Consider the following 12,378-nt stretch of genomic DNA (forward strand, 5'->3'; position numbering starts at 1 on the left):
AATGGCAGGAGTAAAAGCAGCTGAGGTTTCAGCAATATTAAAGCAACAATTATCAGGTTTTGAAGCGACTGCTTCATTAGATGAGGTAGGTACTGTATTACAAGTTGGTGATGGTATTGCCCGAGTTTATGGTTTGGCGAACGCTCAATACGGTGAATTAGTAGAATTTGACGGCGGTATTGAAGGTATTGTATTAAACCTAGAAGAAGATAATGTTGGTGTGGTACTATTAGGCCCATCTAGAGAGATTGCAGAAGGTGATACTGTAAAACGTACACAGCGTATTGCGTCTATCAATGTTGGAGAAGGCATTGTTGGTCGTGTGGTAAATACTTTAGGTACACCTATTGATGGAAAAGGGCCAATTTCTGGTGAAACTTACGAAATGCCACTAGAGCGTAAAGCGCCAGGGGTTATTTATCGTCAACCAGTAAACGAACCATTACAAACTGGTATCAAGGCTATTGATGCTATGATTCCTGTTGGTAGAGGTCAACGTGAATTAGTAATTGGTGATCGTCAAACAGGTAAAACCACAGTTTGTATCGATACCATTCTAAATCAAAAAGAATTTTACGATGCTGGTGAGCCAGTATATTGTATATATGTTGCGATTGGTCAAAAGGCATCTACAGTTGCTGCTATTGCAAAAACCTTAGAAGATAAAGGTGCATTGGCTTATACAACTATTGTTGCGGCTAATGCATCAGATCCTGCACCAATGCAGGTATATGCTCCTTTTGCTGGAGCGGCTGTAGGGGAATATTTTAGAGATACAGGTAGACCAGCATTAATTATTTATGATGATTTATCTAAGCAGGCAGTTGCTTACCGTGAGGTTTCTCTTTTATTAAGAAGACCACCGGGGCGTGAGGCATATCCTGGTGATGTTTTCTATTTGCACTCAAGATTATTAGAACGTTCGGCTAAAGTAATTGCCGATGATGGTATTGCAAAAAACATGAATGATTTGCCAGATTCATTGAAACCAATCGTAAAAGGTGGAGGTTCATTGACTGCATTACCAATTATAGAAACACAAGCAGGTGATGTTTCTGCCTATATTCCAACAAACGTAATTTCCATTACGGATGGACAAATCTTCTTAGAGCAAGATTTATTCAACCAAGGGGTGCGTCCTGCAATTAATGTTGGTATTTCAGTATCTCGTGTTGGGGGTTCTGCTCAGATAAAATCAATGAAAAAAGTTGCAGGTACATTAAAATTGGATCAAGCGCAGTTCCGTGAATTGGAAGCCTTTGCAAAGTTTGGTTCTGATTTAGATGCAGCTACTTTAAATGTTATTGAAAAAGGACGTCGTAACGTTGAGATTTTAAAGCAAGCTCAAAACGATCCATTTACTGTTGAAGATCAAGTAGCAATTATTTTTGCTGGGTCGAAAAACTTGTTAAGAGATGTTCCTGTGGATAAGGTAAAAGAATTTGAAAGAGATTTCATTGAATTCTTGAACGCTAAGCACAGAGGGATTTTAGATACTTTAAAGGCTGGTAAATTAACAGACGAGGTAACGGAAACGTTAACGTCAGTTTGTAAAGACCTTTCAGGAAAATATAGAGCATAAGTTTCATCCTTTTAAATTGATTAATGGCTAATCTTAAGGAAATACGAAATAGAATAGCATCAGTTTCTTCAACTATGCAGATTACCAGTGCTATGAAAATGGTATCGGCTGCAAAATTGAAAAAAGCGCAAGATGCTATTACTGCAATGCGCCCATATTCAGACAAATTAACGGAGCTTTTACAAAGTTTAAGTGCGAGTCTAGATGGTGATGCGGGGAGTAAGTATGCTGATAATCGCGAAGTCAATAAGGTTTTAGTTGTTGCTATTACTTCAAATAGAGGTTTGTGTGGTGCTTTTAACACCAATATTTTAAAGCAATGTGCTGTTTTAAAAGAGACCTATAGCGAAAAGCAAATTGATTTTGTTGCAATTGGAAAAAAGGCAAACGATGCCTTAGGCAAGAAAGACACCGTTCTTACTAATCATAGCGACGTATATGATGATTTAACTTTTGAGAATGTTTCAGAGATTGCTGAAAACTTAATGCATCGATTTGTTGAAGGTGATTATGATAAAATCGAATTGGTTTATAACAAATTCAAAAACGCCGCCACTCAAATTGTGATGTCTGAACAGTTTTTACCTATCGTACCAATGGAAGGTGATACTTCAGGCGCTGCTGATTATATCTTTGAGCCATCAAAACCTGAGATTGTAGAGCAATTGATTCCAAAGTCTTTAAAGACTCAATTATTCAAAGCAATTAGAGATTCATTTGCAAGTGAACATGGTGCTCGTATGACGGCGATGCACAAAGCAACTGATAATGCAACAGAATTAAGAGATCAATTAAAATTGACATATAATAAGGCTAGACAAGCCGCTATTACCAATGAAATTTTAGAAATTGTTGGTGGCGCAGAGGCATTGAACAATTAGACGTAGCCTGAGCGAAGTCAATTTTTCAAGTTCAGAGGCATTGAACAATTAGACGTAGCCTGAGCGAAGTCAATTTTTCAAGTTCAGAGGCATTGAACAATTAGACGTAGCCTGAGCGAAGTCAATTTTTGAAGTTCAGAGGCATTAAACAATTAGACGTAGCCTGAGCGAAGTCAATTTTTGAAGTTCAGAGGCATTAAACAATTAGACGTAGCCTAAGCGAAGTCAATTTTTCAAGTTTAGAGTCATTGAGCAATTAGAAGTAGCCGAATTATTTAATTAAAGAATTTTTAGCCCCGCATTTACGCGGGGCTTTGTTTTTTAAACGATTTTTGCGCAGCAATGAAATCAAAAAAGACCGCTTTATTTTTCATTTTCATCACGGTATTAGTTGATGTAATAGGAATAGGGATTATACTGCCTATAATTCCTGACTTTATAATGGAGCTTACCGGAGAGGGAACAGCCAAAGCCGTAATTTATGGAATGTGGCTAACTACAGCTTTTGCGGGTATGCAATTTCTATTTTCACCGGTTTTGGGTGAAATTTCAGACCAATATGGAAGAAAACCCATCTTATTGATTTCATTATTAGGTTTAAGTATTGATTATCTAGTTCATGCCTGGGCTCCAACAATTGTTTGGCTTTTTATAGGTCGATTCTTGGCCGGAATTACTGGAGCAAGTTTCACAGTTGCTACCGCTTATATTGCAGATATAAGTTCAGATGAAGAAAAGGCTAAAAATTTTGGTCTCATTGGAGCTGCCTTTGGTTTAGGTTTTATTATAGGCCCTGGTATTGGTGGCTATTTCGGTGAAATTGATATTAGACTACCTTTTTATATTGCTGCTGGTCTGACGTTCGCTAACTTCTTATTTGGGTGGTTCGTGGTGCCAGAATCCTTGACCAAAGAGAATAGAAGAAAGATTGAATTTAAAAAAATGATACCGGGGGTATCTTTGTTTGCGCTTCGAAATTATAAAGGGGTTCTTTTATTAATTCTTGCTTTTTTCTTAGCAAACTTAGCTGGACAGGCATTGCCTTCAGTTTGGTCATATTTTACTATTGAACAGTTTGATTGGAATCCAAAACAAATAGGTTTTTCACTAATGGTAGTTGGAGTGCTTGTGGCTATTGTACAAGGCTTTTTAGTGGGTAAAGTGGTTCATTGGTTCGGAAAACGTAAAGTAGTGACTTTTGGCTTTTTATTATGGACTATTGGTATGTTCTTGTTTTCACAAGCTTCTGAACCATGGATGTTATATGCATTTCTAATTCCGTATGCACTAGGTGGAGTAGCTGGACCCACCGTACAAGGAATAATTTCTAATCAAGTTTCTCAAAAGGAACAGGGTATTCTTCAAGGATCCATAACTGGCTTGGTAAGTGTGACTGCTATTTTAGGTCAACTAGTATTTGCACCTGTATTTTACTATTTTATAAAACCTGAGACTATTTACTATTTTCCAGGAGCTGCATATGCGCTTGCTGCAGTTTTCTTGTTAATAGCTTTTGGCTGTGCTTTTGTCGCTATGAAAAGACTAGAATTAAAATAATTTTTAATTTCCATGTAACATTTTTTAAGTCTTGAATCAAAGAGTAAAATTGATTTAAAACTTATAGAGATGAAAAATTTAAGAAGTATTTTTTTAGTATTATTGACTGCTATGTTTGTCTGGAACTTAAGTTCGCAAAACAAAGCGTTTGAAGTAAAGGTCGTTGGTCAAGGAGAGCCTCTTTTATTTTTCCCTGGTTTTACGTGCACTGATAAGGTATGGGAAGAACAAGTCGCTGAGCTTTCAAAAGAATATCAATGTCACCTATTCACCTTTGCTGGATTCGGAGCCGTTACACCAATCGAATTTCCTTGGTATCCTAAAATTGAAAAAGAAGTTTTAGATTATATAAAAGAAAATAGTCTAGAGAAAGCTACGGCAATCGGCCATAGTTTAGGCGGTACACTAGCCTTGTCATTAGCGGCTAAGGAACCTTTATTTGAAAAATTGATTATTGTAGACGCGTTAACAGCAAGTGGAGCCTTAATGTTTCCGGATTATAAAAGTGAAAATTTGGTTTACGAAAGTCCATATAACAACCAAGTACTAGCAATGAATGCGGCTGATTTTAAGAGTATGGCAATACAAATGGCTTCAGGAATGACATCAAATCAAGACAAGAGAAATCAAATCATTGAATGGATGGAAATGGCAGATAGAGAAACTTATGTTTATGGATATACAGATTATTTAAAAGTTGATTTAAGAGAAAAAGTTTCTGCAATTCAAATACCTGTAACTATTTTGGCAGCAACTCAACCTTTTGGTGAACAAATAGCAAGAAAAACATACGAAGAGCAGTATAAGAACCTGGCAAATTATGAACTCATTTTTGCAGAGGGAGCATCTCATTTTATCATGTATGATAAACCTGATTGGTTTTTAAATACATTAAAATCAAAAATTTAATCAGAATAACTGTGCCTGAAACGGAGTTCAAGCAAATTTATAATGACAACTATGCCAGAATACTGCGCCTATGTATGGGGTATGTTTCAGGAGATACTGATCTGGCTAAGGACCTAACCCAAGAAGTGTTTATTAAAGTTTGGAACAACGTAAAGACCTTTAGAAAAGAAAGTAATATTTCAACTTGGATTTATAGAATAGCAATTAATACTTGTTTAATTAGTCTAAGGAATAAAAAGTCCAAACGATTTTCAGATACATTGCTCACTGAAGATATTCTCCAAAAAGAAGAGGCAACTCAAATAAAAGAAAAGCAATATCAAGACATGTATCGTTGTATTAATAAGTTGAGTGCAACAAACAAAGGAATAATTCTTATGGAACTTGAAGGACTAGCGCAAAAAGAGATAGCCGCTGTTATGGGTTTAAAACACGAAGCTGTTAGAACTAGAATTCATCGAATTAAAAATCAACTCACAAAATGTGTAAATCATGAATGATTTCGAAAAAATAAAAAGCAATTGGAAAGAGCAGGCTGATCAGGTTCCAACTGAAGCAAATTTCTCTGAATTAAAAAATGGAATTAAGAATCTAGCCAAGAAGCAAAGAATTGGAAATCTAGTTTTGTTAAGCACAATTGGCGTTCTTGTGATTTTCTTTATCTATATCAAAGCGATAGAATATAGACAGGTTGCTATTGCCTTAGGAGTTATGATAGCAGCACTATTTTTGCGAGTATTAGTTGAAATTTTTAGTATGAACCATCTAAGAAATTTATCAATTGCAATTGACACTCAAAATTTTAAAGCAAAGCTTGAAAACTATTATAAGAGCAGAATATATATACATGGAATTTTGACTCCAGTTTTATTAGCCATTTATAGCTATGCATTTTGGACCTTGTTACCTGATTTTAAAATGTCCTTATCAAAGGGCTTTTATAACTATATAGTGTGGTCTTCATTAGTTTTGTTAGTTTTCTTTTGCTTCTTTTTATTTTTTCAAATCCGAAAAGAACTAAGAGCACTAAAAGAACTAGAATAATTGCAAACGACGATCTTTTTTAAGAGCTTTTTCTTTTCAATGGAGAATCAATACTATTCTCTAAATGAATATTAATATATTTTTGATTGAGTTCATCAGAGTCTCCATACTGATTTCTTAAATCATCTAACTTTAGTTTTAAAGACTTTACAACTTCGGAATAAGCCGGGTCGTTATAAACATTGTTTATTTCATAAGGGTCATTTTTACGATCATACAATTCCCATTCATTAACATCATAATAAAAATGAGCTAATTTAAATGCTGTAGTTACAATGCCATAATGCCTTTTAACTTGATGTACGGCTGGATATTCGTAATAATGATAATATACCGCATCTCTTGTCCATTCAGCTTCATTAGAAGTTAATAAAGGCATTAGGCTTTCACCTTGCATGTCATCAGGTGATGGAATTTGTGCTGCTTCTAAGAGTGTTTGGGCAAAATCAAGGTTTTGCACCATTTCTTCATTACTGATTCCTGCTTTTATTTCATTAGGCCAACGCACAAGTAATGGCGTTTTAAAAGATTCATTGTAAATAAAACGTTTATCAAACCAGCCATGTTCACCTAAATAAAATCCTTGGTCAGAAGTATAGATAACAAGAGTATTCTTAGTTAATTTATGACTGTCTAAATAGTCTAGAACACGACCTACATTATCATCAACTGATGATATACAGGCTAAATAATCTTGCATGTAGCGCTGGTATTTCCAACGCATTTTTTCTTCATTGGTCATTTTGGGCCAATTTTCTTCAAAATCAGCATTTATTTTATCTAATATAGGCTCATACAGGGCTTTTTGTGCTGCCGTAGCACGATTACTATATGGATTATCAAAACCACCCTTGTATTCTGGAACGGCAGGCTGTGGCTTCATTTTCTCCGTTAGTTCAGGTCTAATTTTGCTATCATGATTGTACATCATATCAGTTAGCAAATTCATTTGAGCAGTTTTTGCGGCTGTACCCCTATTTTCATAGGAATCGAAAAGTGTTTCCGGTTCAGGAAAGGTTTTGCTTAAAAACGCTTCGAATTTATCGGGTCTTGGCCACCAGGGGCGATGAGGGGCTTTATGTAAATACATTAACATAAAAGGTTTTAAGGTGTCACGCTTTTTATCTAACCAATCTAAAGTAACATCCGTAATGACATCGGTTACATAACCTTCTTTTCTAATAGTATCTCCGGATTTGACAATAAAATCGGGGTTGATATAATTTCCTTGTCCTGGTAGAATCATAAAATCATCTACCCCTTTTGGGTTGTTTCCAAAATGAAGTTTACCAAACATTGCGGTGTTGTAACCTGCTTTTTGAAATAATTCAGGGAAAGTAACTTGGGTAGTATCAAAAGGTCTTTGATTATCAGTTTTACCATTGATATGAGTATGCTTGCCCGTTAGTATGGTCGCTCTTGAAGGAGCACAAATGGAATTTGTAACACAGGCATTGGTAAAGGTGATACCTTCTTTTGCAATACGGTCAATATTAGGAGTTTTAATCAGATTACTACCATAAGCACCTATTGCTTGATAAGCGTGATCATCTGACATTATGAAAATGATATTCGGCCGTTCTTTTGGTAGACCTTCTTTTTCTTGTTGACAAGAAAGAATTAAGGAGAGAATTAGAACGAATGATATATAGAAAATAAAATTTTTGATTTGCATTTTCGCCGTTGGTTTTTTCATTCCAAAAAGATAATAAGAATCAAACAAATGAAGTGAATCTGATTATTTGGCACTAATTTTGGTTTCATATCTTTATAACAATCAAAATATACACAAATGAAAGTATTTACTTATAGCATATTAGCACTGGTTTTTTCTTTATCAGCATGTTCTTCGCAAAAGAAATTGGTTGAGAATCCTCCTTTTGAATTAGGACAAGCAACTTGTCAAACTTGGCAAGGCGGTCGAGCTGAAACAGGTTCTGGAATTAATTTAGAAATACCTTTATTAAGCGATAATATGGATGAAATGAAAATGCAACAAGCTTATTTTAGAGGTATGATAGCTGACGTGTCTTTAGTTTCTTCTGAAGGAAAGTGGATGGCGAAAGCAAGCTTTAAAAATGAAAGCTCTGAAAAAATGGATATGGTCATGCATGCTGATTCAAAACAAGAAGTGGGCAATCAACCCCCAACTAAAAAAGAAAAGTTTCCTTTTGAACTGGGAACGGACCAATGTGTCGTTAGTTATATGGATGGTGAGAAAATAAAGTATTATAAGATTGAAGGCATCAAAGAACAGAAACCTTTAATTTATAAGTAAGTGACGTTCTGTCTTTTTAAGGATGGTAGATATTGCCTACTTTTATAAAACATATAGCCCCGAAGTATATCTTCGGGGTTTCTTTTAAAAGCAAACTTACTATTGAATCCGCTTAAGAAGCTTTTTAAACAAACAGCAATTTATGGCTTGGCGACGGTGTTGCCAAGAGTTCTTTCCGTAATATTGGTAAGACTTTACACTACGGTATTTGAAAATGCTTCCGGCTATGGAGAGTATGTCAATATTTATTCTTGGATTGCTATTTTTAATGTGTTGCTTGCTTATGGTATGGAAACAGCATTTTTCCGATTTTACAATAAGAAAACGAATAAAGATGAGGTTGTTTCTACTTCATTAATTTCTTTAGTTGGGACTTCAATCCTATTTCTTGTATTGGCCTTAATTTTTAAAGATTCTTTAGCTGACTTAACGGGGATAAACGTGGACTACATTAAGTTTACAGCTTATATATTAGTTTTAGACGCCCTAGTAATTATTCCATTTGCACTATTACGAGCCTATGAAAGACCATTGAAATATGCTCTCTTAAAAATTATAAGTGTTACCATTAATCTTGGTTTAAATTTGTTTTTCTTGGTTTTATTACCCAAAATAATAACAGAAATTGGCACGGGATTTTTAGATAGTCTCTACAAACCAAATTTTGAAATTCCGTACATCTTTATTTCTAACATTATTGCAAGTGGATTTATACTTCTGTTTTTTATACCCACTTACTTAAAAAACAACTATGTTTTTAGTTTTCCATTATGGAAAGAAATGCTACGTTATTCAGCACCTATTCTTATTGCTGGTATTGCCTTCACAATAAATGAAGTGGTAGATAAGATTTTGTTGACTAATATGGTTTCAGAATCTGTTTCTGGAATTTATGGCGCATGTTATAAGCTCGCATTATTTATGACATTATTTGGCACTGCCTTTAGAATGGGGGTAGAACCTTTCTTTTTTAGTCATGCGAAAACAGAGAACCCTCAAAAAACATATGCAGCTATTACCAACTACTTTGTGATTTTAGGAAGTGTTATCCTCTTAACAGTTGTTGTTTTTTCTGAAGTTTTAGCAATACTTCTTTTAGGGAATAAGACTTATTGGGAGGCATTAGATATTGTGCCCATAGTTCTCTTAGCAAGTTTTTGTTTAGGAATCTATCATAACCTATCGGTATGGTATAAAATAACAGATAGAACAAAATACGGCGCTTACATCTCTTCAATTGGTGCTATTTTAACTTTAGTTATCAATTTTGCTTTAATTCCGAAAATTGGGTATATGGCTTCTGCTTGGGGAACCTTAATAGCCTATGGCACCATGATGTCCTTGTCTTATTATTTCGGAAGAAAACATTATCCAATTCCATATAACATGCGTAAAATCTGTTTTTATGCCGGAATATCTGTTCTTTTTTCTGTTTTATCATTCTATGTATTCGAACGAAACTTAATAACTGGAAGCATACTGCTTTTAGTATTTTTGGGACTTATTTATAAACTAGAAGGAGACAAACTAAAATCTATATTCTTAAAACGTGCAAATTAACATCATTAACAAATCGGAACATCCATTACCTCACTATGAAACAATAGCTTCAGCGGGAATGGATTTAAGAGCCAATATTTCAGAATCCATAACGTTAAAACCTTTAGAAAGAACCATCGTAAAAACAGGATTATTTATTGAATTACCTATTGGTTTTGAAGCTCAAGTAAGACCACGTAGTGGTTTGGCGGCTAAAAAAGGAATAACTGTTTTGAATGCTCCTGGTACTGTGGATGCCGATTATCGAGGTGAGATAGGGGTTATTTTGGTAAACTTATCAAATGAAGATTTTACCATTGAAAATGGGGAACGTGTAGCGCAAATGGTTATAGCAAAACACGAACGTGCCGAATGGAATATAGTAAATGAACTTTCAGAGACTACACGAGGAGCTGGCGGATTTGGTAGCACGGGTGTAAAGTGAAATTATAACTAAATGTTTTACTTATTGAGATAACTAAAGATTTCAAAAAATAACTGTCTTTCTTTAACGTTTACAATATCATAAAACTAATAATTACTAAACTTCTTTCATGAAAATAATTGTCCCAATGGCCGGCAGAGGCTCAAGATTACGTCCGCATAGTTTAACTGTACCAAAACCGTTGATTCCTGTTGCAGGGAAACCTATCGTGCATCGCTTGGTGAGTGACATTGCAAAGGTACTTGGCGAACCTATAGAAGAAGTTGCTTTTATCCTAGGAGATCCAGCATTTTTTGGTGAAGAAGTTGTCGCTAGTTTAAAAGATTTAGCTGAAGGTTTAGGTGCGAAAGCTTCAATTTACAGACAAGATGAGCCTTTGGGCACTGGACATGCTATTATGAGCGCTAAACCCTCTTTAAGTGGCCCAGCGGTAATTGCTTATGCCGATACTTTAATTCGAGCTGAATTTAATCTAGATAAAGATGCAGATAGTGTTATTTGGGTAAAACAAGTTGCCGAACCAGAAGCTTTTGGCGTTGTTAAATTAAATGAAGCTAACGAGATTGTTGAATTGGTAGAAAAACCCGAAGAATTTGTTTCTGATTTAGCCGTAATAGGAATCTATTACTTTAAAGATGTTGGTGCATTAAAAAAAGAACTGCAGTACGTTTTGGATAATAATGTAATTAATGGCGGAGAATACCAAATTAATGATGGTATTAAGCGAATGATGTTAGAAGGCAAGAAATTTGTAACTGGTCAGGTTGATGAATGGATGGACTGCGGGAATAAAAAAGTAACAGTAGAGACTAATCAGCGCATGTTAGGCTTTTTAGAGAAAGATGGTGAAAGTATGATTTCGACTTCAGTTAAAAAGGAGAATGCGAATATCATTGAACCTTGTTTTATCGGTGAAAATGTAGTCTTAAAAAACACTACGGTTGGTCCTTTTGTTTCGATAGGTGCAGATACAGTAATTGAAGACTCAACAGTTAAAAATAGTATAATCCAAAGCCATACCAGTATCAAAAACGCTAATTTGGACAATGCTATGATAGGTAATCACGTAAAGTACGATGGTAATTTTGAAACCATTAGTATAGGTGATTATTCTGTATTGGAGTAGAAACTGCTTTTAAATCAATTTGCGAGAGGAGCTAACGAAACATACTCTCGAAGAGTAGTTGATGATGTGCAGGAAAATTTATAAAAATGAAAGATCTTTTTTTCTTTTTGGTAATTATGGTTGCCGTGCTTGGTTCGCAATTCTCGTACGCCCAAGAAGAAAAGATTATTGAAACTGAAGAAAGTGCTGAGGTTTTTCTTGAAGAATATACCGATGAGTTTCAAGAAGCTTTTTTTGAAGCGACAAAACAAAAAGGAATTCAAAATTACGACAGAGCAGTTAATCTGTTTTTAGAATGTAAACAGCTGGATTCTGAGAATGAAGCGATTGACCATGAGTTAGCCAAAACCTATTTACTTGATAAGCAATTTTTTAATGCGGAAAAGTACGCCGTTGAAGCTATCATTGCTGACCCAACCAATTATTGGTATTTAGATACACTTGTTGAAATTATTGAAAAACAATCAAATACCATTGAATCGGTTCAAACAACTATTCCTTTTAAGAATCACGAACTTCAGAAGAACTTGAGCTTAGTTTATTACAAAAGAGAAAAGTTTAATGACGCTTTAATCGTAGTAAACCAGTTGCCAGTTTCAGCTTTCAAAGAACAATTAATTAATAAAATAGAGGATGCTCTTTCACGAAAGTCTAGTGTTCTTAATGTAAAAAAGCCAGGTTCAGTTATAGTAAATAACGACCCTGTAAAAAGTCTCGAACTTAATTTAGAACAACAGATAAGCCTTGAGCAATTTACCATGGTTGAAAGCAAGGCAAAAGAAGCCGTTGAGTTATATCCGTTGCAACCATTTTTCTATTTTGCGTATGGTCTTGCTTTACATAAAAACAATAAAGACAGTCAAGCAATTGATGTTTTACAATCTTCTTTGGATTATCTTTTTGATAATCAAAAACTAGCTAATAGAGTTTACCAAACTTTGTCAGATGCCTATACTAAGACTAATAATTTTTCTAAGGCAAATGAGTACCTTCGTAAGATAAAACCAGGATTTTAAT

12 protein-coding genes are annotated in these 12,378 nt (G+C 34.8%); 11 read left to right on the forward strand and 1 reads right to left on the reverse strand.

The annotated features are described in order from the left end of the window. Window position 1 precedes the first annotated feature (1 nt). The 6 genes from atpA (at window position 2) to RM520_RS02835 (ending at window position 5,973) form a co-directional block, all read left to right on the forward strand. Window positions 2-1,582: a F0F1 ATP synthase subunit alpha gene (gene atpA / locus RM520_RS02810; RefSeq protein ID WP_311386893.1), complete on the forward strand. Its 1,581-nt coding sequence runs from the start codon at window positions 2-4 to the stop codon at window positions 1,580-1,582. A 23-nt stretch (window positions 1,583-1,605) separates the two neighbouring features. Beyond that, on the forward strand, window positions 1,606-2,463 hold the full coding sequence (atpG, locus tag RM520_RS02815; RefSeq protein ID WP_311386894.1) for an ATP synthase F1 subunit gamma: 858 nt from the start codon (window positions 1,606-1,608) through the stop codon (window positions 2,461-2,463). Between the two features lie 342 nt (window positions 2,464-2,805). Then, on the forward strand, window positions 2,806-4,020 hold the full coding sequence (locus tag RM520_RS02820) for a TCR/Tet family MFS transporter (RefSeq protein WP_311386895.1): 1,215 nt from the start codon (window positions 2,806-2,808) through the stop codon (window positions 4,018-4,020). Between the two features lie 69 nt (window positions 4,021-4,089). After that, entirely contained in the window at window positions 4,090-4,929 is an 840-nt protein-coding gene (locus tag RM520_RS02825; protein ID WP_311386896.1) for an alpha/beta fold hydrolase, read from the forward strand. A gap of 11 nt (window positions 4,930-4,940) precedes the next feature. Next, window positions 4,941-5,429, forward strand: a complete 489-nt coding sequence (locus RM520_RS02830; RefSeq protein ID WP_311386897.1) for an RNA polymerase sigma factor — start codon at window positions 4,941-4,943, stop codon at window positions 5,427-5,429. After that, window positions 5,422-5,973: a hypothetical protein gene (locus tag RM520_RS02835; RefSeq protein WP_311386898.1), complete on the forward strand. Its 552-nt coding sequence runs from the start codon at window positions 5,422-5,424 to the stop codon at window positions 5,971-5,973. Before RM520_RS02830 ends, RM520_RS02835 begins: the two co-directional genes overlap by 8 nt. Window positions 5,974-5,992: 19 nt before the next feature. Here RM520_RS02835 and RM520_RS02840 read toward each other — a convergent pair whose 3' ends face one another. Then, window positions 5,993-7,669, reverse strand: coding sequence for a sulfatase family protein (locus RM520_RS02840; RefSeq protein ID WP_311386899.1), 1,677 nt, complete (start codon window positions 7,667-7,669; stop codon window positions 5,993-5,995). A 96-nt stretch (window positions 7,670-7,765) separates the two neighbouring features. Here RM520_RS02840 and RM520_RS02845 point away from each other — a divergent pair, with 96 nt between their 5' ends. The 5 genes from RM520_RS02845 to RM520_RS02865 all read left to right on the forward strand — a co-directional run bounded on the left by RM520_RS02845 (window position 7,766) and on the right by RM520_RS02865 (window position 12,377). Continuing rightward, window positions 7,766-8,251 (forward strand): hypothetical protein, encoded by a 486-nt coding sequence (locus tag RM520_RS02845; RefSeq protein WP_311384194.1) that lies wholly within the window; start codon window positions 7,766-7,768, stop codon window positions 8,249-8,251. 102 nt (window positions 8,252-8,353) lie between these two features. Beyond that, window positions 8,354-9,811 carry an oligosaccharide flippase family protein gene (locus RM520_RS02850; protein ID WP_311386900.1) on the forward strand — a complete coding sequence of 486 codons (1,458 nt, stop codon included), beginning with the start codon at window positions 8,354-8,356 and terminating at the stop codon, window positions 9,809-9,811. After that, window positions 9,801-10,235, forward strand: a complete 435-nt coding sequence (dut, locus tag RM520_RS02855; RefSeq protein WP_311384196.1) for a dUTP diphosphatase — start codon at window positions 9,801-9,803, stop codon at window positions 10,233-10,235. The genes RM520_RS02850 and dut overlap by 11 nt, the downstream gene beginning before the upstream one ends. A 109-nt stretch (window positions 10,236-10,344) precedes the next feature. After that, window positions 10,345-11,361: a sugar phosphate nucleotidyltransferase gene (locus tag RM520_RS02860; RefSeq protein WP_311384197.1), complete on the forward strand. Its 1,017-nt coding sequence runs from the start codon at window positions 10,345-10,347 to the stop codon at window positions 11,359-11,361. An 86-nt stretch (window positions 11,362-11,447) separates the two neighbouring features. Further along, complete coding sequence (locus RM520_RS02865) at window positions 11,448-12,377, forward strand: tetratricopeptide repeat protein (protein ID WP_311386901.1); 930 nt, start codon at window positions 11,448-11,450, stop codon at window positions 12,375-12,377. Window position 12,378: the final 1 nt, after the last annotated feature.

It is taken from the genome of Croceitalea vernalis (genome assembly GCF_031846405.1).
GTDB lineage: Bacteria > Bacteroidota > Bacteroidia > Flavobacteriales > Flavobacteriaceae > Croceitalea > Croceitalea vernalis.